Below are 23,880 nucleotides of genomic sequence, written 5' to 3' on the forward strand. Positions count from 1 at the left end.
AAAATTCACACATTCGTCATACCGTTCAACAAATAAAAATACCCCGAATTCATCGAAGTTCACTTTAATTTCCTGCCTTCTGTCAATAAGCTTCTACGATTCACTCATCTTATTTTTTTGCAAAAATGATGGACATGCATAATTGTATTCTTTTATCTTTTTATTGACTTCTTTAATTTTCTTATGCTTTTCTTTTCCGTCCAAATGAACGATTTCTTCTTTTAGCAAATCGATTTCATTACCAAGTTGTACCCATCGTGGTAGTATATGATTATCAGCTAGTGTCCGATAAAGTTGCTTATCAGCAGGATTATAATAATTTTTTTCTAACTTAAGCGGCTTCCCTTTACCTGGTAAATCATCAAAGTGACCTTCCCGTTCGGCTTTTCTAATAATTTCAGTCATATAATCGGTGTATTCTTCTTTGTATTCTATATCCGCATTCTCCTGATCCCGGTCCTCTTTAGGTTTCTTATCCTCACCCAACACAAATCATCCCCAATCTAATGAACAAAAGAATTCATAACACCCCTTAACATATTCATTCCACTTTTCATGGTTTAAATCCTGCAATTCAATGATAAAATTTTAGTTATAAAAAACAGGGAGACTGCCTTTTCAAAGTTTCAGAAATTAAAAGGCGTATAAGGTATTTTTTTACGTTTAATGATATACTTGATCAGGAAGTATGAAAGGGGAATCTGATGAAAAAATTTATCAGTCTATTACTTGTCACTACTTTGTTGTCGCTTAGTGGTTGTTCTTTCTTAGAGGAGGCAAATAACTCCTTAAACTATGTCAATGAGTCTACAGAATATATAAATGAATTAAGCACATTTGCAGAAGATACTTCCTCACTTGTTAGCGAAGCAGCTAACAACTCGGAAGCCAAGGCTGAATTAGAATCACAATTAACATCACTAAAGGAAAATATTCAAGAATACAATGGTATTGAAGTACCTGCACTCGCAGAGGACATTCATCAAGAATTAAAAGCTAAAAATCAACAACTTGAAGAAGCAGTCAATCAAGTTTTACAAAATGGTGAAGTCGCAATCGATCAACTTCAACAATCGGAACTCTATCAAACGATTGCTGACATCACAGGTCTACTAGATCAAATTGAACAATTAGGACTATGATTCAATGCCACTTCTTTATAGAAGTGGCATTTCTAATTCTTAAATATTGGACCATCATAAACAGCTGTATGATATTCCCCTGATTCACCCATCGGACATACATCTTTTTGCTGGATATCATGGATGAATGATTCATCCAAGCTTCGGCCTACCCATTCTTCAGGAAGCTTTGTTTTATCAACTTTAATTATCTTTGCCTTAAAACCTACATCAATAACTTCTTGAAGCAAGTCTATTACACTTGCTTGTTTGGTCCATAGTGGATATAACGCCTCTAATCCAGCATGTTCCGCTACTTGTTCTCCCCATTCACGGTGTCCATCTAAATAAATATCACCAAAGGCAATACTATCGATATTATATTGACCTTTTAATTCTTCTAGGTTAGTAACAAAATCCTCGGTATATGTTTCAAAATCCGTTTCCATAAAATGTACAGGAATACCTATATTATCAGCTTGCTCAGCTATCTTTTCGCGTTTTTCATCATGTGCAACCGTTTCCTGACTTTGCTTCCAAATTGTCGTGATCAAACAAGAAACCTTACTATTTTGTTGTTGTAGTTTGTACAAAGCAAGACAACTATCTTTTCCACCACTGAATGATAATACTACTTGTTTAGTCATTACTAATCACCTCTAACTGTTTTATATGTATGCTTCCATTCCCTCTCAAAAGCATTAACACCTCATTATTTTGACCTATTTCATTTAGTTGAACATCATCAACCCTTAACCTTGGATAAACTTGATTAATTTGACCTAAGTATGTTGTACAAATATACGTGTTCCTTAAGTTACTAGATTCGTTCCTCAACTTCTCTCGTTAATAACCACTCACCATTGATAGTTTTCCAGTTCTCAATGCTAAATAACCTAGCTTTTTCTTGATCATTTTCCGTAAGTACTTGTTCATAAAATACGATTGCTAAGTCAGCAGCTTTCATTCGTATTACACGGTTTTCAAATTTCTTGGTGAACCGACCGATTGAATTTTCAACAGAATCTCTTAACCCTTCAATAGCCTCAGACCGATTAAAATAAGTGAGCTTTGTGTTTTCAGTAAAAAACGCAACATAGTAATCAGGAGCCATTCTTTCTACAAACGTAGTATCACCTGTTTCCATGGTTTTCTTCCATTCCTGTAAAAACTGATCATGAAAAATTGTGAATGCTTCAATACTCATTTTAACACCCTTTCCATTAAAAATATTCAGCGTAATAGATCACTGTAGCTATCAAACTAATAATAATAAACACTACCATACCAATCATTACCGGTGAAAAGGTAACATGAAACTGTTTTACTCCACCAGCATCTTGACCAGTCCAACCTTTTTCAGCAATATTAAATGATTAAATGCGTTATTTGATTGATTCAACGCTAACAGAACCAACCACACCATACCAAAAATCCCTAAACTTCCTAAAAACAAAACATCCATCACATTCCAAGTAAATACAAGCGATACTACCCACAAGGCAACAGCTTCTATAACCATTACCAAAACTATCAACCCGAACTTTTTCACTATTTCATTTCCCCCTCCCTACCTAATTCTCGTCATTTAAATCTGCATCCTTCTTTTCCCTCACCCATTTTCCGACAATCGATGAGTTAATGCCATTTCTCACTGCAGCTTGGATGATAAGATATAAAACAAACACCGCAACTCCCATGAATAGTAAGTAAAGTATGATTGGCGCAAGCGAAAATGCTACTTCCATCTGATTCCTCCTCTCTCTTAGTCTATTTTTTAATATGGCTGTCTTCTTAAAGATTGTTGTTTTTGACACAAAAAATATAAACTGCGACGTAACAGCAACGTGATTTCCGCTGCGGGCAGTCGCTTTCCGCGGGCGGCTGGTGAGCCTCCCGCAGGAGTCGACTGCCTCCGTTCCAATCACTGAAGAGTGAAGAGATGAATGTTATGAATTTTAGGAGGAGCTCAACCCTAGTGAAGGAAATCCACATAGACTCCTGCGGGAAAGCGAAGACGATGAGACCCCGCAGTGAGCGGTTTTTGCTCGCGAGGAGGCTCATCGCGAGCCCGCGGAAAGCGTAGTGGATTTCCGGAACGGTTGTTCAAGCACAAAACATGGCACTTACGTCGCATTTTATATCAACTTCGGCGGTATGAGCAACAAACTATACGATAACAGCCTTTAATATAAACTTCTCCCAGGCTTTAGAGGTTTAGAATTACTTCCATGACCCATATCAATTACGACTCCCCTATCAAATCGATTAGCACTTAAGCGTACAAATATTGTCGCGATTCCTATCGATAGAATAAGCATAACGATGACCCCAATAACTCCTGTTAATATTGGAAAGCTTACTTTCCAAGACAGCAATGTAAAGACAACATTTGCAAGAAATCCTAAGAACCCACTCGTATTACCCATTTCAGCAGTCACACCAACAGCATCAATCGGCACAATTAGAAATATATAGGGAATCGCTGTCAGTGCTAAATAAATATAGGACGAAAACATTAAGATAATCGCAGTTCCAATCTTTAGTCGAGCTTGTGGATTTTTAGAGTTGTATTTTGCCCCAACTGTTCCTAGCCACAGACCCACTGAACTAATCCCAACTGTGATAATTGCTTTTAACACGATGCCGATAGCAAATTGTACAAGTGTAAAGCCGAGGAAAACACCAACTATACATTCAATTACAGTTAGTAAAATAAATGGCAATAACCAGCTGATCCAAAGCTTTCCAACTGCAATGTCACGTCCAGAAACTGGTAGTGTACGTAATATCCAAATAGATGAACCTTCACGGGCAACAGATGATGCTGCCATGCTTCCGTTGAAAATTGCATAAACAAACAGCAAGACCCCTTGGGTGATTGGCCATGAAATTTCATTATGTCCTTGTAAATCACTAAGATCTGCTCCACTACTTAAAAATCCAAAGACCGGAAAGATGATAAAAAAGATAAGTGGCATGAAAACTAGCCACTCACGCATATCCCGTTTTATTGCGAACCATTCCTTGATTCCAATCGCAATTGCTGGATGATGAATAGAAGTTTTGATCTTGCTTTTCTTGCTGCGTTTCTTTGACTTCTTACCGGTGCCTTCACTTAATCTGATCCAGCCCGTTCGAAAGCCTTTTTCCACGAGTGAGGTTGCAATGACCACGCTAACACCTGCAAGTAATAAAACTAATACTAAAGGTAATAAAAATTGACTTGATCCAGTTGCAGATTCCATGATGGCAGAGCTTCCCCAGCTCATCGGAACCCATTCTGGCATTAATGGTAAACCACTCATCAATCTTTCTGTCATTGATTGGTCACTCGTGATGTTTGGAAATACAAAAAGTAAATACACAATTAATCCTGAAAGCGCGCTCATAATTGTCATGAATTCATTTGCACGGTTTCCTGGTATTAATTGAATAAGGACCAGGTTTAGTAAATAAGCCATCGAAAGACCTATAATTACAAACGATAGAGTGACCAAAATTAATACAGGATAAAAAAGAATATTTGCGCTGACAGCAATTCCATAAACAACTAATGGAATCACAAATACTAAAAAGAGACCAAGTGGAGTTCCAATAAAGCTTTGAATGTACTTCACCCAGAAGATGTTTCGTGTAGGTATTGGCATGGTGAATAACATTTGTAAATCTGTTGCCGCGTATAAATGCTTAAATACTTGCGGTAAGCCAACTAGTAAAATAAACCCAATGACAGCTATAAAGCCATAGGAAATGATACCTTCAAGAATTGGCTTGGGTATAGATTGGCTAATGCTCCAAATCCCTTTAGACATAAAATATATTACCACTCCTAAAAGGATTGTCGATATTGCATAACCAATGTAATTTTTGTTTGATTGCGTTTTTATCGTATTAATGAACATTTTTAGCTGATTTCGCAATAATACTTTCATCATTTAAAATCACCTTGCTCAACCTTTGAAATCTCGGAAATTAGTGCTTGTTGATCCTCGGTACCCGTCAATTCTAAGAATATGTCTTCTAAACTCCGATTAGCACTTCCTTCTTGTTTTTTCAATTCATCCATTGAACCAAGGGCTATGATTGAGCCATCTAAAATAATTCCGATGCGGTCACATAATTGTTCAGCGATTTCAAGAATATGTGTGGTTATAAAAACAGTCATTCCTTTATCACATAATTCACGTAGAAGTTTTTTTAAATTACGAGCACTTTTAGGGTCTAACCCCACGGTTGGTTCATCTAGAAACAGCACATCAGGATTATGTACAAGCGCTCCGCATATTGCTATCTTTTGCTTCATTCCATGTGAGTAGCTTTCTATCAAATCATCTGCACGATCCGTTAAGGTGAAAATATCGAGCAACTCTTCTGCCTTGTTTATGTATTCTTTCTTTTCTAATTTGAAAATGGATGCAACAAAATGAAGGTAGTCCCATCCCGTTAGTTTCGGATAAAGATTCGGTTGATCTGGAACATAGGCAACCATTTTTTTCGCATTGATTGGATCTTTCCATATATCACTTCCACCTATCTCCACTTTTCCTTTAGTAGGTTCCAATAGCCCTGTCATCATTTTTATTGTTGTCGTTTTTCCCGCGCCATTCGGACCAAGAAATCCGAAAAGTTCTCCCTTATTAACATTTAAATTGATGCTATGTACTGCTTCCTGTTTCCCGTATGACTTCGTTAATTCTGTTAATTTAATCGATGGTACACTCACCTTTATTCCCCCTCTAAATTTTCTATATATTCTTTATTGTATCGTTTTTCACCTTGCCTGTCACCAGTCGAATGATCAATGACTTTAGCCTCTTTTCAATGGGATCCATTTCTTAGCTACACAGTCCTTCTTATTCATAAATATACTGCTATAAGTAAGAACAGGAGGACGGTTTAAAGGAATTTATATGGTGAGATTGTTGATCAGGCTTAGGAGCGGGCTTCTCTGAAATGTGAAATTTGGATGCTTGATTGTGGATTTAAGCTACCCCCTAACAAATGAAGGATAATGTAACTTATCAAATGATCGTTATGCTTATTGTTTTATTATCAAAACAACGTTATAATCGTTATAACAATATTACATGAAAAAGGTGAGTTAAATGGATAACTTGGAACGAAAGGTCACAAAGATTGGAAACAGTTATGGTATTACTTTTCCATTGGAACTTTTGAAGGAAGCCGGAATTTCTTATGGAGACAATGTTCGCTTAGAATTAAAAGATGGAAAAATTGTGTTGTATAAAAAAGAGGAAGTTAGGCTTCCAGAAGGTGTCGACAATGATTTCATGGATGTATTAAATGATGTTATAAAGGAGCATGATGTGGCTTTCAAGGGGTTGGTCGATAAATGAAAAAATCCAATGAATCAATCATCTATTTAACAACTAATCAAGTTATAGCAATTAATACATTACAAATTAATATTTATTCCCCCAAAGAACAAGTCGGTGTAAAGGAACCAGGTTTGTTAGATTCGGCGCTAAACAGACCTAAACAAACTATTTTTGGTGATGATGCATATCCAACAGTTTATGAAAAGGCAGCTGCGCTAGTAGAATCATTATCAATGAACCATACCTTTTTTAATGCTAACAAGCGAACAGCCCTTGCCTCACTTATTATATTTCTAAAGTTAAATAACTATAAATGGATAATGGATGTGGAAAAGGAACAAGACTTTTTGGTAGATATAGTAAATCATGCTTATAGCTTTCAGCAAATAGTTTCGTTGATTAGAGAGCATATTATTGAAGGCTAACATATGCTCAGCTCCAATAATCAGGATCCGCCATCCGTTGTTCTTCTACTGCATCATCCAAATCGGCCGGAGTGATTAAATATATGGGATAATTCCTTGCATTTTTTGCTTTTTCATAAAAAAATCGATTACTGCCTGGGTTTTCGTCATCTAATAGGATTAGACACCCATCACTTTTTTCAACAAACCAATCATTCTTTGCTTTAAATTGAAAACCACCCTTATATTCTCCTTTATAAAGCGGTTGATGAAAATCAGCTGCCATAACAAGTGCCTGATATGATTGTTGAATTGGCTCGGGCCAACGATTTTCTTGATTTTCAAATGGTGGAATGATACCAAGTTTCACATCATACGTTTCTTGTAAATCCAAAACTATTTCCCCAGTCCACAATTCGACACCCATTTGACCTGATATTAGTATCCATTCCAGGCCTTCTTCAATAAGTGTTATCAATCTTTTTTTGATTGCTGCCTTGATGAACGAAATTTTAGGGTCTTCCACTTTAAATATACCTAATTCCATTGATTTATAGCCTGTTACTGTTAGAACTTTCATCATGTGCACCTCCCTTTTAAACTACAAGGACCACTAAAAACACAAAAATTAAACCACCCTCCTTCAAATCCTATCACACCTGATAAAAAGATGATAAATTTTAGAAAATACTCGTCATTTGCCTCGTCCTTAATGGCGATGTTTTTCTTATACCAGCGTTTCCTTAAAACTTATATACTTTCCTTAATGTAAAAAAGGGCAACACCTTTTAAAAGACGTTGACCTTCTATCTTAGAAGTATTTAATTAACATTCATTACAATAACCCCAACAACAAAAACAATAAGGGGTATATACCACAGCATATCTGTGAAATTTTTTCTAACCATTTCATTACCTTTACCCTTCATGTTGCAGGCCCCCTTGCTATCCAAATTCACAACGTTTTATAGTTTAAATCCAAAGGGAGAAAAAGGCAATACATTTTTGTGATTTTTTTAACCGAGATTACTTAGTTGTTGATATATTGCTTTTTTCCATTGCAAAAATTCTTCTGTTAAAAATAAATCTTCATCTCTTGGCCGCTTGAATGGTATGCTAAATTCTTTTTTGACGGTTGCAGGATTAGCTGACAAGACAATAATGCGGTCTGATAAATAAATCGCTTCTTCAATGTTATGCGTGACAAAAAGAATCGATTGCTTATAATCTTCCCAAATGGATAACAACCATTTTTGCATATCTAAACGGGTAAATTCATCCAAGGCTGAAAATGGTTCATCTAAGCAAATCAATGATTGCGGACTTAATAAGCTACGTATGAATGCGACACGTTGCCTCATTCCACCTGAAAGTTCATGAGGATAGGCTTTTTCATAGCCTTTCAATCCAGCACGCTTAATCATCTTCAATGCCTCCTCCTCATTTTTCTCGCCACTAAGTTCTGCACCGAGTAAAACATTTTGAAGGATTGTTCTCCACGGTAATAGTGAAGGAGCTTGTGGTGTATAACCAATTGATCCTCTTTTCCCATTGATTTGGTTTTCATCCAAATAGATTTCACCTGAGTCAGGAATACTGATACCACCAATCAAATGAAATAATGTACTTTTCCCACTTCCAGAGGGGCCAAGTATAGAAACAAACTCCCCTTCATTCACCGTAAAAGTTACTTTATCCAGAACAGATTTATTTCCAAATGATTTGGATAGCTTGTTTACTAAAAGTTTTCCCATACTAACTCCCCTCTGGTTTCCATTTGATTAACTTCTTCTCTAAAAGATTAATACAGGCAAAAAATAATAGACTCAACATCATAATCAAAAATATCGCGACGAATACCCGATCAGTTCGGAACGAAGAAGATGCTAAAGTCATATACACACCTATTCCTTCACTGGCACCAAGCCACTCAGCAATTACTGCCCCCATCACACTATAGGTGGCGGATATTTTTAATCCAGAAAAAACAGACGGCATCGCATGTGGCCATTCGAGTTTACGAAAAATTTGGCTTCTTGTTCCACCCGCCATTTTCATATAATGCTTTAAATCACGATCTGTTTGCCTGAATCCATCTAATGCCGCTACGACAATAGGAAAAAAGCAAACTAGTGTAATAATGATAATCTTTGGTAGCATCCCAAAACCAAACCAAATAACAAGTAATGGTGCCAGTACAATGATAGGAATATTTTGCGATAAAATTATTAATGGATAACATGCCTCTCTAACCAATGGAAGTAGATGCAGACAGCTTGCAACAACAATTCCAACTAGACTTCCAATTGAAAATCCAACCAATGTTAATGTTATCGTTGCTACTAGATGGTGCTGATAGCCCTGCCACTCATCAATACCAACCTGCCAAATTTGCGATGGTGCTGGAAGGAGCCAGGCAGGTATTTCGAATAGTTTACTAGACAGCTCCCATAGTATAAATAGAAGGAGGAGAACAAATGCAGGTCTCCATCCTTTTTGCATCATAGTATTCATTAGCGGTACTTCTTCGTTAGCTCATTCATAGATGCACCACTAGGTTTATAGAAAACTTTCACCTGTGAAATGATGCTTTCGCTCCCAAGTTCAACCATCTTTTCATTCATTTTTTCAATGACCACTAGTAGCTCTGACAAGTCTCCCTCCATGGTTGTTTCAAGTGGATGAACTTCATATTTCACAGCCGATTCTTCTATGACAGCGATCGCTGCATCTACGTATGGAATAACATCCTCCCCGTTTTTTGTCTTTGGTATAATTTGAATGCTTACTAGTGAATTGCTCATACTTATTCCTCCTCTTTTTTAGGTAAAAATTCATTTGTGAATGCTGCTTTACTATTTAACTCTTTTTCTAGTAGATCATGTTCATACATCCAGCCCCCATAATTCTCCCAAACCTCAAGCTTTTGTACTCCCCATTGCTCTGCATCTGCTTGATATTTTGGTGATAACCATTTTTGACTTGCTTTTACTAATTCCGCATCTATTTCTGGAACCGCTTCAATTAATATTTCCGCTGCCTTATCTGGTTGGTCTATTGCAAATCCATATCCTTTTGAAACTGCTGCTATAAACTTCTTCACAGTTTTCGGGTTTTCTTCAATCATTTTTTCATTTGTTGCAAGTACTGGCGTATAGTAATCCAACTTCTCAGAGTGGTCTGTTAAATAAAGCATGTTTAATTCGACATCCCGAAGTTCTGCCTCTATTCCAGTCCATCCATAATAAATCCAAGCAAAATCGATATCACGCTTTACCGCTGTGAAAAAATCGGTGTTTCCCATATTAACAATATCTACTTTATCAATATCCGCATTTTCTTTTTTCATTAAAGAAGAAAGTATCGCTTTTTCAACAGGAGCACCGTACCCTCCATATGTTTTTCCTTCAAAATCCTTTAATGAATTGATTCCCTTTTCTTTTGGTGATGCGAATCCTGAAGTATTATGCTGAATGACAGCGGCAATAGATACAATTGGTACACCTTGCACACGGGCCTGGGTGACTCCCTCTTGATAACTAACACCGAAATCGGCCTTACCCGAGGCAACCAATTGGTTTGCGCCTACTTCTCCAGGCATAACAATTTCCACATTTAAACCTTGATCAGCAAAAAATCCTTTTTCTTGTGCGACATAAATTCCTGTGTGATTGGTATTTGGTGTCCAATCAAGGACAATCGATACTTCCTGTAATTCTTGATTCTTTGTTGTCGTGCTGGTTTCATCGTCCTTACTACATGCAATAAGAACAAGGACACAGCTTAGTGCTAGCAATATCTTTTTCATGTTCCACTCTCCCTATTTTGATTTTATTGGATTGATCGTGTTGTTAACAAGCGACTGGGAATATGTATGATAAAAAGACATATAAAAAACGCCATAGGAACGGTCCTAGGGCGCATACGAAAATACATTATCATTATCGTCTGAACATGTTCCCTACGCTGGTTTCAACCAGATCAGGTTCCAAGGGTCAGTATCTAACGGATACAATCTCAACCAGCATGCACTGGTCCCCCCACTACTTTCATTATTTAGTTTTCATAATTATGTTAACAGATTTGGGCGGTGCCTGTCACCCCTGAAGTTCGTTGAATAATAAATGGTTATTTAATTTTTTTGTTTTTTAGTAAATCACGTATTTCAATGAGGAGTTCCTCTTTTGAATCAACTTTTGGGGGCTTATCTTCAACTGGGTCTTCTTTAGGTTGAATCTTCATTAAGAATCGGATAGATATAAAAATAGTAAAAGAAATAATAACAAAATCAAATACCGATTGAATAAAGATACCATACGTAACTTCCGCGCTACCGATCTTGTACATTAAATTCGAAAAATTAATACCGTCTAACAAAATTCCAATTAGAGGCGTGATAATGTTATCGACGAGAGACGAGACGATATTACCAAACGCTCCTCCCACTACAACCGCAATTGCTAAATCAAGAACGTTTCCTTTAACTGCAAATGCTTTGAATTCTTTCCACACGAACGTCACCTCCACCCTAGTTTATATATATAACGATTCATAGAAATTAGTATAAAAAAATGGACTTCCTATGTGCGGAAGTCCATTTTTATGAATTAGCTATATCCCTTAATTCATTTGTCATTTTTTCAACTAATTCTGGTCTACCATGAAATTGTGCTGGGGTGTTTTGAAAAAGTTCAATCTGCCAATTACCTCTATTTTTAACAGCTACTAGCGTTTGATGGGCATTGAGGCTAGGGTCAAGTTCTTTCCCTCCAGGTGGAACCATACCAGCTATTGCCCGTACGATTCCTGTATCCGAATCTAGTTTTCGAATACCTTTAATTTTATACACAAACGGAGGTGTAGGATGTTCTTCAAAAATTGGTTTGAGATGGGAAAAAACCTCATTACTACCACTTGTTAAACTTCCATCAAACCCAATCAGTTCACCTTCATTTGTGAAGAGCTCAGCCATCCCATTTGCATCACGCTTATTCCATGCATCTATTAATTGTTGATAGAGTACATAAATTTCTTCTGACTCTTCAGCATTGATCATTTGTTTTCTCCCTCATTCCAACTTTGAAGACCACCTTGTACAGTTGTAACGTATCGAAATCCTCTTCTCTTCATTTTTGCACTTGCTTTTTTCATTTGCCTCTTGCTATCACTAATAAGTACGATTTCATTACTACGCTCAAGCTTTTCAATACTTGAGGATAACTCACTCAATGGAATATTTTCAAAACCATGTATATGATTTTGCTTATATGCTTCAGGTGAACGCACATCGATAAATTGTTTATCTTTATCCTTCAAATGCCCCCGTAATTCAGATGGGTTCTTACGTCTAACACCAATTACTGGCATGATGCTTTTTAACAATAAATAAAAGATGATCGCCAGAACGATAACTAAAACATTTTCCAATTAAAAACAACTCCCTAATAGTGCGTGTTTAACATTCGTTTCCCCATATCAACACTAAATCCAATATATCAACACTCGCTCCTGGATATCAACCCTTATTTCGGCCTCCTTGTTTACTACTTGAACTTTTTTTCAGAGAATAAACAAGGGTTAACTTCAGTTTATCACTTTTTAGGGCGCTTATTTTCAGGTTGCTTTATCCAATGTCGGATTCCTTTTCCAGCGTAAGGCTCATCAGTGAACCTAGGAATAATATGTAAATGTGCATGTGGAATCGATTGGCCCCCAACCTCGCCAGTATTCCAACCAACGCTGTATCCATCAGGCGCATATGCTTCATCAAGAAGCCGTTTAGCTTTTTGCATCAGATCTCTTGTATCTTTCCATTCCTGTTCAGATAAATCAAAAACCGTTTGCACATGATTTTTGGGTATGATCAGGCCGCTTCCTTCCAATATTGTTTGTTCTTTCTTTTTTTGTATGTAACGACAGGTTTCGTTTTCAAAAATAATTTTTTGTTCTTCATCTTGATTTAACACACAAAATGGACAATTTTTACCGCTTTTCATGGAAATCCCTCCTTTTTTTCATTTAAAAAATACGTATTAAAGACTATCATATCAAGGATTTCAGTATATGAAAACAACTAATGAATGTAATTTTTAAACTTTTTCCCAGAAAAAGTTGCTGTTTGAAATTAATCATGCTATACTTAGGTTAATTATTGTTGTTCGGTAGTAAATTAAGGATTGCAGAACCAACTTTTAAGTGATTCTCGTCTTGAATTATGATGAAGAGCAAGAATAGTAATAACGTGCAATATGCACATGGAGGAATTTTTAATGAATAACGGTACAGTAAAATGGTTTAACGCAGACAAAGGTTTCGGTTTCATCGAAGTTGAAGGCGGAGACGACGTATTCGTACACTTCTCAGCAATCCAAGGCGAAGGATTCAAAACTTTAGAAGAAGGCCAAGCAGTAACTTTCGAAGTTGAAGAAGGAAACCGCGGACCACAAGCTACTAACGTTAACAAAGCGTAAGTAACCTTAACTTATACAAAAACACTTCTCATTCTGTGAGAAGTGTTTTTTTTGTTTTACTTTTGGCTATATTTATCTCTTTTCCCAGCAGCTGATGATAGTCAAATGAATTTTTCACTGCTTAAGATATTCTTTCTCTTTTAAGTACGCAACTATAGTCTGGACAGATTCTTCTAGAGAAAGCTTATCCGTATCAATAACTATCTCCGGTTTAGTTGGCTCTTCATAGGGAGCATCAATACCAGTAAACCCTTTGATTTCACCAGCACGAGCTTTTTTATAAAGCCCTTTTGGATCACGGGATTCACATGTTTCCACACGTGCCTTTACATAAACTTCAATGAATTCAACTTCATCAAGAATCGCGCGTACCTTGTCACGGTCCTCGCGGTAAGGAGAAATAAATGCAGTTAATGTAAACAAACCTGCATCAACCATTAGTTTTGATACCTCTCCAATTCGACGGATATTCTCTGTACGGTCTTCCTGGCTAAACCCAAGATTATTATTCAAACCATAGCGCACATTATCGCCATCTAAACGATATGTATGAATACCCAATGTATGAAGTTCTTTTTCAAGCTCAACAGAAACAGTTGACTTACCTGATCCTGACAGTCCAGTAAACCAAAGGGCCGCACTTTTATGATTGTTTAATTCCCGTCTACTTTCTTTTGACACCTTTGAATCATGCCAGACGATATTCGTTGATTTTGTCATACTAAAATCCTCCTAAAACCATATATGATAAATAAATGTAACAGATGTAATCATCACTAAAATACTTAGTGGTGTTCCAACCTTCACAAAATCCATAAATTTATATCCGCCTGGGCCATAAACAATTAAATTTGTTTGATAGCCAATTGGGGTTATAAAGCTTGAGGATGCAGCAATTGCTACTAGAACTGCAAAACCCATTGGATCAAGGTTTAGTGCTTCAGCCATTTCTAAGCCAATTGGTAACATTAATACCGCAGCTGCGCTATTGGTAATTAATTCTGTGAATATATTTGTTAAGCCATACATGATAACTAAAATGGCTATGAGCCCAAGCGGTTCCCCAATTGCCATTAACTTATCTGCAATCCAACTCGCAAGTCCTGTTTTCGTCATTGCAGCCCCTATTCCCAGGGAACTCGCTATTAATAGTAAGACGTTGAATTGTACATACCGCTTAGCCTCTTCAACAGAAATCACTCGAGAAAACAACAATATAAACACTCCAAGTGCCATTGCCTCAAACATACTCAATACGCCCAGTGTAACGAGTATAATCATGGTTAATAAAATACCGACTGAAAAAATCCCTTTTTTTGCATTCTGGTTTAACGTCTCTGGCGTATCAAGTGATGATACAACATAAAAGTCATTTGATTGGTTATTTTTTTCAATAAATTGAGACCCTGCAAGTAATAGTAATGTATCCCCAGCTCTTAGGGTAATATCCCCTACTTTGCTTTTGATTCTTTCATTGTTTCGATGTACAGCAATAACACCAGCATCGTATCTAGAACGAAATTGACTTTGCTTAATCGATCTAGTTAACAATGAAGATTGATGGGAAACTACCGCATCAACTAAATTTGTTGATCCCTTTTTCAATTGATCCAACCCTAAATGGGTACCTGTTTCCAATTTCAAACCTTTTATTTTTTGTAGATCCGCAATGGTTGAAATCAATCCCGTAAATATCAACCTGTCCCCTACAAAAATTTTTGTTGTTGAACAAACAGGCGATACTCTTCCACTTTCCCGAATAATTTCAATTAAATACAAACCTTTCAAATCACGAAGACCAGCTTCTTTCACACTCTTATTTATATATTTAAACGAATCCTCCACTTGTATTTCTGAAATATACTCTTTTGATTTTTCTTTTAATTTTTGACTAAATCCTCTATTGTCGGGTAAAAGATGGCGGCCTATGAAAAATATGTAAAGCACCCCTACACTAGCAACTGGTATACCTACAGATGTTAGTGTAAATAACGAGAAGCCCTCATATCCCATATCCAACAATAAACCATGAACAACCAAATTTGTAGATGTACCCATTAAGGTTATCGTCCCACCAAGAATGGTTACGTAAGACAATGGTATTAAAAACTTGGAAGGAGCAATATTTTTGTCTTCACACCATTTCTTAATTATTGGTGTAAACGTAACAACAATTGGTGTGTTATTCAAAAATGCCGAAAACGCGGCTGTTGGAATAAAAAATCGTATCATGGATCCTATTTGGCTAGTACTATTCCGGAGCCACCTGGTCATCAATTGATCCACCAAACCACTTTTCTGTACCGCCCCTGCAACAATAAACAATAATGCAACAGTAAGCATTCCTTGGTTGGAAAAACCGCTTAAAGCTTCCTGAGTAGTTAGAATTCCTGAAATAAGAAAAACTACCAATACTGAAAAAACAACCATGTCTGGTCGGGCTACCTCGAAAAGTAATCCAACCAGCATGGCGATAATCATGATCAATACAAAAATCATATCAAATGTCATGGGAGTATATCCCCTCTATTAGTTATCTTGCATTCCTTTGATGAGAATGTCTGCTACTTCAGGGCGTGAAAACTCTTTTGGCGGACGTTCCCCATTACGTAGTTTTTCACGAACCTTCGTTCCACTTAAATGCACATGATATTCTTTATCGTGTGGGCACGTTTTGGCAGTTCCCATATTTCCACATTCAGTACAAAAGAAAGCATGTTCAAATTTAAAAATTTCAATGCCTAACTCACCTTCAAATTGTGATATAAACTGTTGCGCCTCATAGGTATCATAATAATCACCGACACCCGCATGGTCACGACCAACAATAAAGTGCGTACAACCAAAGTTTTTACGTACAATCGCATGTAGAACAGATTCTTTAGGACCGGCATAACGCATTGCTGCAGGATAAATAGCAAGACGCGTTCGGTCAGCGGGATAATAATGTTTAAGGATTGACTGATAGCTTTCCATTCGAATATCGGCAGGAATATCATCCGCTTTTGTTTCACCTACCAATGGATTTAAAAATAGACCATCAACAGCTTCTAATGCACATTTTTGAATATATTCATGTGCACGATGTACTGGATTACGCGTTTGGAATCCTACTATTGTTTTCCATCCTAAGTCAGCAAACATTTTCCTTGTTTCACTTGGATCCAGATAAAATTTGTTGAACTCCCCATGATCTGGACGCTGTAACAATGTAATAGGACCAGCAAGATAAACATCGCCACGTTCATATAATTTTTTTACACCTGGATGTTTTTCTTCAGTAGTACCATAAATATTTTGTGCTTCTAGTTTCTTATCATAGGTGTATTTTTCTTCTAATTGAATCGTTCCATAAGTAGCTCCGTCTTCCCCTTTAAGTGCAATTTTTTCACCAATTTGAAACTCATCAGCTTGTTCTTTTGATACTGATAATGTAATTGGAATGCTCCATACCGTACCATCCACGAGTCGATAATTAGTTATAACACTTTCATAATCAGATTGCCCCATGAAACCTATTAAAGGACTGAATCCCCCGATGCCAATTAATTCTATATCTGAAATCCCCCACGCATCTACAGTAAGCGAATTTAGAGATTTTGCTTCAACTAACTCTTCTTCCTTTTCTTTACCTGTAAGTTCACGATTAACAAGTGCACCACCATGTGCTTGTGGTATCTGCTGCTTCTCTTTTGTTACTGTCATAATCACACTCCTAAATGCTTCTATTTTGAACACTCACTAATAGGGGTTTATGCGAGGTACTCCCTAAGTTCAACAACCATAGCACCCATCTTCGGCTTAATGGGCTGAAAAACGTTCACAATACCTTTTTGCTCAAGTTCATGGGCAGTTACTTTTCCAACAGCTACTGCTAAGACCTCATTATTGAACGAATCAACCATTTCTTTTGATTTGTTAGACGCTTTAAAAAGGTTTTGAACCTGACCTTTACTAGTAAAAATAACTGCCTCAAGTAATTCGTTGATAATCTCTTGTCTTAAGTTACTTAAAGTTTTATAATCTGGCTCCTTATAATGGTAAGGTTTTGATAGGTAGACATAATAGCCAATATTTTCAAGGTGTTGCTTCAGTGTTATATCATCTTGATTATAAGCTTGTAAAAATAAACGATTACCGGTGTCAGGCTTTCGGGCGGCCAAAGAGTTTAGTAGATTCTCCATCGTACCATCCTCAGAAACGAATTTTGCAGACAAGGATTGTTTTTTTAGCCAATTGACCGTTTTACTACCACGAACTGCTAACGTTGTATTCTCCAGTTTCCAAATGAAATCGGGGAGAAGGTTCATCTTATCAGCGGTGTTTTCTAGCGTCTCAGCACCGATTCCCGTGGTTAAAAGTACTAGATCAAACGGTTTGGTCATTAACTCTTTTACATTTTTCTTGCTAGTCTCTTCATTTAAAATCTGCTCCCCCTGTATTGAAAAAACAAAAGGTGTACCACCATTCTTTTGAATAAGTGTGGAAATAACATCTGCTTTTCGTGTTGCCGCAACACCGATCCTTTTACCCTTCAAATCTTTCACTTGAGTATGTCCCCCTTCAGACAAACGAGTTTTTTTCTTTGTTTATCCTTGTTTAGAAAGTCTTCACGTAAAAGATCCTTTAATAAGAGCTTTTGTTCCTTTTTAGCAAGGGCTGAATGTTTAATTAATTGTCGACTCTCATACAAAAAATCTACATAGTCCCCATAGTTCTCATCGTAAATAGTATGAAGATGCTTTTTTATTTTGGCCGAAAGCAACGGACTTGCACCATTAGTCGATATACTCACCGATAATTTCCCTTGCTTAAAATGGGCAGGAAATTGTACGTTTCCTTGGTTAGCATCCGATGCTACGCTTAGTAAGGAATTAGGAGGTGTGGCCTGAACGACAGATTGATTCACCACCGAATTATTGGTAGCCACAATAATCAGAAAAGCATTATCAAGATCTTCAGCTTCAAAATACTTTTGCCGCCAGTTTAATAGTCCTTTTTCCCATAGTGAGTGAATTTTTTCTTCAATTTCCGGACTAATTACGGTTAGCAAAGCGCCACTCTCCAATAGGTTTTGGACTCTACGCTCTGCAACACGACCCCCACCAACAATAACGACTTTTTTTCCACCTAAATCAATCATAAGAGGTGTTAATGTCATTTTTGGACACCCTTTTTAAAAGATTCATAAACGCGTTCTTTCAGTGCCCTTTTAATGATAGGATGATCGCCGAGTTGCCTACATAAAACAACATTCTTATTTGAGTTAGTTAACTCACTTATTTCTTTCTCTATAGAACGCAAGAGCACCCCAGTAAACCATAAATAGGGAACAATGAAAATTTGTGAATGTTCTTCTTTTAAAGAAGACTGAATCGCCTGCTCAAAAGAAGGATCACAAGCAGCTAAAAAACAAACATCAACACGGGTAACGTTCGTTTTTCTCTGCAACTTTCCCCCAACATTTTCTATATCTATTTTAGTTTGTGGATTACGGCTGCCACGCCCAACGAGCAGGATCTTCGCATCAGGTTTGACTGATATAGTTGTCTCTTCTATTCGTTGTGCCAAAATGTTTATGAAGCGATCCTGCACGCCAAGTGGACGACCATAAGTAAATGTAATGGAAGGATATTTCAATTTTGCCTGATTTACCTCTTCTGGTATATCCTTATAGTAATGCCCAGCGCTTAATAGCAGGACAGGTACTATAGAAATCCTCGAAGCACCTTGATTTACCAAATTATCAATTCCTTGCTCGACATCTGGTTCAGCAAGCTCCAAAAAACAAATTTCCTGAAGCGGAACCTCAACCTGTTGCTGCACGGAGGTGATACATGTAACTGCTTCGGATGTTGCTTCGGAAATTCGACTGCCGTGACTAACATATAGAACTCCTTGCATACTTTATCCCCTCCAATCATCCAACAACAGCATGAGCAGGAACCTCTCTTTCAATAGAAATTTTTTCAAACCACTGTATCTGTTCCCTTAGTTGAACAACTTCACCGATAATAATCATTGCTGGGTTCTTTATTGTTCTGGATTTATCTACAATGTTCTCCAATGTTCCTGTCACAGTTTGTTGCATTGAAGTCGTACCATAATGCACCAATGCGATTGGGGTATTAGGATCACGACCATGTAGGATAAGCCTTTTACAAATATCGGGAAGATTTTTAACCCCCATATAAATACAAAGTGTATCTATCCCTTGAGCAAGATGTTTCCAGTATTTTCCTGTGTCTTCACCGCTTTTGCTTACTCCCGAGACAAAAGTTACCGAAGAGCTGTAATCCCGATGAGTTAATGGAATACCTGCATAGGCAGGAGCGGCAGAACCAGAAGTAATACCTGGAACAATTTCAAAAGGAATCCCGTTTTCCCCTAAAACTTCTGCTTCTTCTCCGCCTCTTCCAAAAATAAATGGGTCTCCGCCTTTCAGTCTTGTGACAACTTTTCCTTGCTTTGCAAATTTACAGAGTAAGTTGTTTATCCTATCTTGCGTAAGTGAATGCTGATTGGGACTCTTTCCACAATAAATTAATTCCGTCCTCTCTGGTGCATGACTGAGTAATTCTTCATTGATTAAACGATCATATAAAATAACATCTGACTGTTGAATAGTTTTCAAACCTTTAACCGTAATCAAGTCTGCGTCACCAGGGCCAGCGCCCACCAAATAAACCTTTCCCATCGTTTCACCTCATTCCTTATTTATTAAAACGAAACTCGCACACTTACTTTTTACATTTACTATGATGTTTTCAATCGAAGTGTTTAGCTTCTACTCAATTCAGCTGCATGAAAGTCTAGTCCTGAACGAACCTCTTCAACATAACCAGCACGGATTACGTAGTCACCGAAGTGTTCATCTTCCTGTCGTTCTTTCGCATACTGAACCAGGATTGAACGAAGGGTCGCTAAAATCTCTTCTTCTCCTATATTCTCACGGTGAAGTTTGTTTAAGCGCTCTCCGGAGAAACTTCCCCCTAGATACATATTGTATTTTCCTGGTGCTTTTCCAATAAAGGCAATTTCTGCAAGCCCTGGACGCGAACATCCATTAGGACATCCTGACATACGAATAACGATTTCTTCTTCATATAGGCCAACTTCATCCAAGATCACCTCGATTTTATCTATTAGAGATGGAAGATAACGTTCCGATTCAGCCATAGCAAGCCCACAAGTCGGAAAGGCTACACAAGCCATGGAATTTTTTCGCAGCGCAGATACATGTTTACCTTCAGTGAGTCCGTATTTTTCGACCAATTCAACAATTTTTTGCTTCTTTTGACTAGTTATATTAGCGATTATCAAATTCTGGTTAGCGGTAAGCCGGAATTCTCCCGTATGGATTTTAGCAATTTCTCTCAGGCCTGTCATAAGTGGATAGTCTTCAAAGTCTTTGACTCGACCGTTTTGAATAAATAAATTCAGATGCCACTGCCCGTTACCCTTTACCCAACCATAACGATCACCGTTATGCTCGAAATGATAAGGTTGCGCTTCTTCAAGATTCCATCCTAATCTTTCGTTTAGTTCATTTTTAAACCAATCAAGCCCTCTGGCATCGATTGTATACTTAAATCGGGCATTTTTTCTTTCGGATCGATTCCCGTAATCTCGCTGAATTGTGATGACCTTTTCCGCAACCTCGATGATTTTATCTGCAGGACAGAAGCCAACGACCCTTGATACCTGTGGATATGTGTTGGTATCACCATGAGTCATCCCCATGCCTCCACCTACTGCAACATTGAATCCTTGTAGCTTCCCTTCTTCCAAAATTGCGATGAAACCTAAATCCTGGGAAAAGATATCCACATCGTTTGAAGGCGGAACCGCTATGCCGATTTTAAACTTTCTAGGCAAATAAAGAGATCCATACATAGGTTCAATTTCTTCTGGCTGGCGACTGTCAACGACCTTTTCTTTATCAAGCCAAATCTCATGATAGGCGTTCGTTTTTGGTAATAGATAACTACTAAGTTTTGTTGCCCACTCGTAAACATCAGAATGAATTTCTGATTGATAGGGATTCACATTGCACATCACATTTCTGTTTACATCACCACATGCGGCCAATGTATCTAGAAGTGAATCGTTAATTTCCTGCATCGTTTTCTTTAAATTCCACTTTAGAATTCCGTGCAGTTGGAACGTCTGCCTAGTCGTTAATTTTAGCGTCCCATTTCCATGCTTTTGAGAAAGATCGTCCATGACTAACCATTGTTCCGGTGTTGCGACACCACCCGGAACACGTGCACGCAACATAAATTGGTATGCAGGCTCAAGCTTTTGTCGCCGCCGCTCATTTCGTAAATCTCTGTCATCCTGTTGGTAGCTTCCATGGAACTTTAACAACTTATTATCATCATCAGAAATGCTTCCGCTAATCTGGTCCTTAAGACCTTCCGCAATTGACCCTCGCAGATAATTACTGTCTTTCTTTATACGCTCAAGATCGCTTGGCGGTCCAGGTTGCTTGGGATTACTATTTTCAACCATTTTCAAACTCCTCTCAGGCTTCTCAAAGTTCTTTAATTCTTAGTAAATATCGCGTTGATAACGTTTTTGCTGTCGCATTTCACTCAGATAAACTTCCGCTTCCTCATGGCTCATGTTCCCCTCTTGTTTAATGATTGTTAGCAGTGTAGTATGAACGTCATTTGCCATACGTTTCTCATCGCCACATACATATACACTTGCTCCGTCTTTTAACCATTGAAAAAGGTCCTTGCTTCTTTCAAGCATACGGTGCTGTACATAAACCTTCTCAGGCCTATCACGGGAAAAAGCGACATCCATCCTGGATAACACACCTTCCTTAAGCCATTTTTGCCATTCAATCTGATAAAGGAAGTCCGTGGAAAAGTGCTGATCACCATAGAATAACCAGGTTTTTCCTTCCATACCTGATTCCTCACGGTCCTCCAGGAAAGATCTAAAAGGAGCGACACCTGTTCCTGGTCCAATCATGATCACAGGCGTTTTGGAATCGGTAGGAAATTTAAAATTACGATTGTGTTGGATATACACTGGTAAGAATTCACCAGGCTCTACTCGTTCCCCGCACTCACCAGAGCATACGCCTTTTCGATCCCGGCCATGTGCATGATATCTAACCGTTCCAATCGTAAGATGTACCTCGTCTGGGTTCGCTTTAAAACTACTCGTAATGGAGTAGAGACGAGCTGGAATCTTCCGAAGTGCCTGTATAAATTCACTAGGTGAAACGCCCTGGGGTTGGAAATCCTGGACCAAATCAAGCAGGTCCCGCCCATCAATATAAGACTTTAGTTCTTCCTCCTGTCCTGGCTTTACGAGTTTTTTTAAGCCGTCATTAGTGAAAAGCTGTGCCGCCTGCTCAAGCAACGGCTTTGTCAATCTAGTAATCTCGAAATTAAAGAGTAGAGCATCGCGCAATGTGCGCTGTTCACCTTGTTTATTTATTGGTACACTATCTTCAGGATTCCAACCAATCTGCTCGATCAACTTATCTACCAAACTAGGATCATTTTTGGGAAAAATGCCCAAGCTGTCTCCAGGTTCAAATGCAAGATTAGATCCTTCAAGAGATAACTCCAGATGTCTGGTTTCTTTATTAGATCCACGCCCGTTTAGATTCAAGTTTTCTAAGACTTCGGCCTTAAAGGGATTAGACCTTGAATACACCGGATCTTTTGTCGTTAGTAAGCTGGAATCAACCTGCCCTAAGTTTTCAACTGTATCATCAACCTCCTGGGACACGTGCAGTGTACCTAAGACACCCTCAACCCAATCAGCAGCAGGCTCATCAAAATCTACGTCACAATCGATTCGTGGATAAAGCCGTTCCCCACCCAATTCTTCCAGCCGTTTGTCAAAATCCTTGCCAGTCTGACAAAAGAACTCATAGGATTGATCTCCCAAGGAAAGAACTGAAAACCGCACATCCTCAAGCTTCGGTGCTCGCTTGCTATGTAGAAATTCATGAAAAGAGAGCGCATTATCTGGCGGATCTCCTTCTCCATGGGTGCTCGTCACTATCAGCAAATCCTGGACTTTTTTTAAGTCTTTTGGCTTGAAATCATCAAACGAAGAGAGAGACACCTTAAAATCGCGCTCTTCCAATTTCTGAAACATCTCTTCAGCAAGCGCCTGCCCATTGCCAGTATCAGACCCAAAAAGTATTCTCACTTCACGAGAAGTAATCTGAGCAACTTTGTTTGGAGACAATTCGGCTTCTGGGGCGTCCCTCACTGGAGAACCGGCCAATATGGAAGATTCCGTAGCATGAGGGGCTGACAAATACCCACTCAGCCAAATTTTCTGTGACTCCGTAAGTGTTGGTAAAAGCCGATTAAGGCTCTCCACTTGCTCTTGATTAAAAGGGCTATTCGTTACCTGTAACTGCAAAGATAATCACCTCACAAAGAATTTTTCAACATATTTACACATTATAATAATCGATCCAAAGGCCTCCCTATTGCAATCACCTCCTTCTTAGGGCTTAACTCCTATGCTTGCATAGCTTTAATTACCTAATTCACTGTAA

The 23,880-nt window shown here is 38.0% G+C and carries 29 protein-coding genes and 1 riboswitch; of the genes, 4 read left to right on the forward strand and 25 right to left on the reverse strand.

Translation table 11 applies throughout. The features are described 5' to 3' along the window. Positions 1–93: 93 nt before the first annotated feature. Positions 94–486, reverse strand: a complete 393-nt coding sequence (locus CFK40_RS17975) for a DnaJ family domain-containing protein (protein WP_089533766.1) — start codon at positions 484–486, stop codon at positions 94–96. Positions 487–704: 218 nt separating this feature from the next. On the opposite strand from CFK40_RS17975, the gene CFK40_RS17980 reads away from it, so the two are divergent. Then, positions 705–1,142 carry a DUF6376 family protein gene (locus CFK40_RS17980; RefSeq protein WP_089533767.1) on the forward strand — a complete coding sequence of 146 codons (438 nt, stop codon included), beginning with the start codon at positions 705–707 and terminating at the stop codon, positions 1,140–1,142. Between the two features lie 32 nt (positions 1,143–1,174). Here the strand turns inward: CFK40_RS17980 and CFK40_RS17985 are convergent, their stop codons facing one another. From CFK40_RS17985 to CFK40_RS18005, 6 genes are all read right to left on the reverse strand, one after another. Next, positions 1,175–1,768 (reverse strand): Dph6-related ATP pyrophosphatase, encoded by a 594-nt coding sequence (locus CFK40_RS17985; protein WP_089533768.1) that lies wholly within the window; start codon positions 1,766–1,768, stop codon positions 1,175–1,177. A 173-nt stretch (positions 1,769–1,941) separates the two neighbouring features. After that, on the reverse strand, positions 1,942–2,328 hold the full coding sequence (locus tag CFK40_RS17990; protein ID WP_089533769.1) for a hypothetical protein: 387 nt from the start codon (positions 2,326–2,328) through the stop codon (positions 1,942–1,944). A gap of 117 nt (positions 2,329–2,445) precedes the next feature. Beyond that, positions 2,446–2,673 (reverse strand): hypothetical protein, encoded by a 228-nt coding sequence (locus CFK40_RS17995; RefSeq protein WP_089533770.1) that lies wholly within the window; start codon positions 2,671–2,673, stop codon positions 2,446–2,448. Between the two features lie 22 nt (positions 2,674–2,695). After that, positions 2,696–2,869 (reverse strand): hypothetical protein, encoded by a 174-nt coding sequence (locus CFK40_RS21040; RefSeq protein ID WP_161493903.1) that lies wholly within the window; start codon positions 2,867–2,869, stop codon positions 2,696–2,698. Positions 2,870–3,307: 438 nt separating this feature from the next. Continuing rightward, positions 3,308–5,059: a putative ABC transporter permease subunit gene (locus CFK40_RS18000; RefSeq protein ID WP_089533771.1), complete on the reverse strand. Its 1,752-nt coding sequence runs from the start codon at positions 5,057–5,059 to the stop codon at positions 3,308–3,310. Continuing rightward, complete coding sequence (locus CFK40_RS18005) at positions 5,056–5,847, reverse strand: ABC transporter ATP-binding protein (protein WP_089533772.1); 792 nt, start codon at positions 5,845–5,847, stop codon at positions 5,056–5,058. Before CFK40_RS18005 ends, CFK40_RS18000 begins: the two co-directional genes overlap by 4 nt. Positions 5,848–6,229: 382 nt before the next feature. Here CFK40_RS18005 and CFK40_RS18010 point away from each other — a divergent pair, with 382 nt between their 5' ends. Continuing rightward, the gene (locus CFK40_RS18010) at positions 6,230–6,481 is read left to right on the forward strand and encodes an AbrB/MazE/SpoVT family DNA-binding domain-containing protein (protein ID WP_089533773.1); all 252 of its coding nucleotides are present in this window, start codon (positions 6,230–6,232) and stop codon (positions 6,479–6,481) included. Further along, positions 6,478–6,888, forward strand: a complete 411-nt coding sequence (locus CFK40_RS18015; protein ID WP_089533774.1) for a type II toxin-antitoxin system death-on-curing family toxin — start codon at positions 6,478–6,480, stop codon at positions 6,886–6,888. The genes CFK40_RS18010 and CFK40_RS18015 overlap by 4 nt, the downstream gene beginning before the upstream one ends. Before the next feature lie 7 nt (positions 6,889–6,895). Here CFK40_RS18015 and CFK40_RS18020 read toward each other — a convergent pair whose 3' ends face one another. The 9 genes from CFK40_RS18020 to CFK40_RS18060 form a co-directional block, all read right to left on the reverse strand. Next, positions 6,896–7,447, reverse strand: coding sequence for an SLOG family protein (locus CFK40_RS18020; protein ID WP_089533775.1), 552 nt, complete (start codon positions 7,445–7,447; stop codon positions 6,896–6,898). A gap of 436 nt (positions 7,448–7,883) precedes the next feature. Next, a complete protein-coding gene (locus CFK40_RS18025) occupies positions 7,884–8,621 on the reverse strand; it encodes an ABC transporter ATP-binding protein (protein WP_089533776.1) in 738 nt (245 codons plus the stop codon). Position 8,622: 1 nt separating this feature from the next. Next, positions 8,623–9,381, reverse strand: coding sequence for an ABC transporter permease (locus CFK40_RS18030; RefSeq protein ID WP_089533777.1), 759 nt, complete (start codon positions 9,379–9,381; stop codon positions 8,623–8,625). Next, positions 9,381–9,671 carry a thiamine-binding protein gene (locus CFK40_RS18035; RefSeq protein ID WP_089533778.1) on the reverse strand — a complete coding sequence of 97 codons (291 nt, stop codon included), beginning with the start codon at positions 9,669–9,671 and terminating at the stop codon, positions 9,381–9,383. Before CFK40_RS18035 ends, CFK40_RS18030 begins: the two co-directional genes overlap by 1 nt. Positions 9,672–9,673: 2 nt before the next feature. Then, positions 9,674–10,675, reverse strand: coding sequence for an ABC transporter substrate-binding protein (locus tag CFK40_RS18040; RefSeq protein ID WP_089533779.1), 1,002 nt, complete (start codon positions 10,673–10,675; stop codon positions 9,674–9,676). A 133-nt stretch (positions 10,676–10,808) separates the two neighbouring features. Continuing rightward, positions 10,809–10,919: riboswitch (TPP riboswitch) on the reverse strand. A 76-nt stretch (positions 10,920–10,995) separates the two neighbouring features. After that, positions 10,996–11,379, reverse strand: a complete 384-nt coding sequence (gene mscL, locus CFK40_RS18045; RefSeq protein WP_089533780.1) for a large conductance mechanosensitive channel protein MscL — start codon at positions 11,377–11,379, stop codon at positions 10,996–10,998. 88 nt (positions 11,380–11,467) lie between these two features. Continuing rightward, positions 11,468–11,923, reverse strand: coding sequence for an SgcJ/EcaC family oxidoreductase (locus CFK40_RS18050; RefSeq protein ID WP_405196560.1), 456 nt, complete (start codon positions 11,921–11,923; stop codon positions 11,468–11,470). Further along, a complete protein-coding gene (locus CFK40_RS18055) occupies positions 11,920–12,294 on the reverse strand; it encodes a rhodanese-like domain-containing protein (RefSeq protein ID WP_089533781.1) in 375 nt (124 codons plus the stop codon). The genes CFK40_RS18050 and CFK40_RS18055 overlap by 4 nt, the downstream gene beginning before the upstream one ends. A gap of 164 nt (positions 12,295–12,458) precedes the next feature. Continuing rightward, positions 12,459–12,863 (reverse strand): HIT family protein, encoded by a 405-nt coding sequence (locus tag CFK40_RS18060; protein ID WP_089533782.1) that lies wholly within the window; start codon positions 12,861–12,863, stop codon positions 12,459–12,461. A gap of 273 nt (positions 12,864–13,136) precedes the next feature. Between CFK40_RS18060 and CFK40_RS18065 the strand changes: the two genes are divergently transcribed. Further along, entirely contained in the window at positions 13,137–13,337 is a 201-nt protein-coding gene (locus CFK40_RS18065; protein WP_089533783.1) for a cold-shock protein, read from the forward strand. A gap of 114 nt (positions 13,338–13,451) precedes the next feature. On the opposite strand, the gene cysC is transcribed toward CFK40_RS18065, so the two are convergent. From cysC to CFK40_RS18110, 9 genes are all read right to left on the reverse strand, one after another. Continuing rightward, positions 13,452–14,057: an adenylyl-sulfate kinase gene (gene cysC / locus CFK40_RS18070; RefSeq protein WP_089533784.1), complete on the reverse strand. Its 606-nt coding sequence runs from the start codon at positions 14,055–14,057 to the stop codon at positions 13,452–13,454. A 12-nt stretch (positions 14,058–14,069) separates the two neighbouring features. Next, positions 14,070–15,848, reverse strand: coding sequence for an SLC13 family permease (locus CFK40_RS18075; RefSeq protein ID WP_089533785.1), 1,779 nt, complete (start codon positions 15,846–15,848; stop codon positions 14,070–14,072). A gap of 18 nt (positions 15,849–15,866) precedes the next feature. Then, positions 15,867–17,042 carry a sulfate adenylyltransferase gene (gene sat / locus CFK40_RS18080; RefSeq protein ID WP_089533786.1) on the reverse strand — a complete coding sequence of 392 codons (1,176 nt, stop codon included), beginning with the start codon at positions 17,040–17,042 and terminating at the stop codon, positions 15,867–15,869. 47 nt (positions 17,043–17,089) lie between these two features. Beyond that, a complete protein-coding gene (locus tag CFK40_RS18085) occupies positions 17,090–17,884 on the reverse strand; it encodes a uroporphyrinogen-III synthase (protein ID WP_089533787.1) in 795 nt (264 codons plus the stop codon). After that, positions 17,881–18,498 (reverse strand): NAD(P)-binding protein, encoded by a 618-nt coding sequence (locus tag CFK40_RS18090; protein ID WP_089533788.1) that lies wholly within the window; start codon positions 18,496–18,498, stop codon positions 17,881–17,883. Before CFK40_RS18090 ends, CFK40_RS18085 begins: the two co-directional genes overlap by 4 nt. Next, positions 18,495–19,241 (reverse strand): sirohydrochlorin chelatase, encoded by a 747-nt coding sequence (locus CFK40_RS18095; RefSeq protein ID WP_089533789.1) that lies wholly within the window; start codon positions 19,239–19,241, stop codon positions 18,495–18,497. Before CFK40_RS18095 ends, CFK40_RS18090 begins: the two co-directional genes overlap by 4 nt. 16 nt (positions 19,242–19,257) lie before the next feature. Beyond that, positions 19,258–20,034: a uroporphyrinogen-III C-methyltransferase gene (cobA, locus tag CFK40_RS18100; RefSeq protein WP_089533790.1), complete on the reverse strand. Its 777-nt coding sequence runs from the start codon at positions 20,032–20,034 to the stop codon at positions 19,258–19,260. Between the two features lie 83 nt (positions 20,035–20,117). Continuing rightward, entirely contained in the window at positions 20,118–21,851 is a 1,734-nt protein-coding gene (gene cysI, locus CFK40_RS18105; RefSeq protein ID WP_089533791.1) for an assimilatory sulfite reductase (NADPH) hemoprotein subunit, read from the reverse strand. A 39-nt stretch (positions 21,852–21,890) separates the two neighbouring features. Continuing rightward, complete coding sequence (locus CFK40_RS18110) at positions 21,891–23,741, reverse strand: assimilatory sulfite reductase (NADPH) flavoprotein subunit (RefSeq protein ID WP_089533792.1); 1,851 nt, start codon at positions 23,739–23,741, stop codon at positions 21,891–21,893. Positions 23,742–23,880 lie beyond the last annotated feature (139 nt).

The organism is Virgibacillus necropolis (genome assembly GCF_002224365.1).
In the GTDB taxonomy this organism is placed as follows: domain Bacteria; phylum Bacillota; class Bacilli; order Bacillales; family Amphibacillaceae; genus Virgibacillus_F; species Virgibacillus_F necropolis.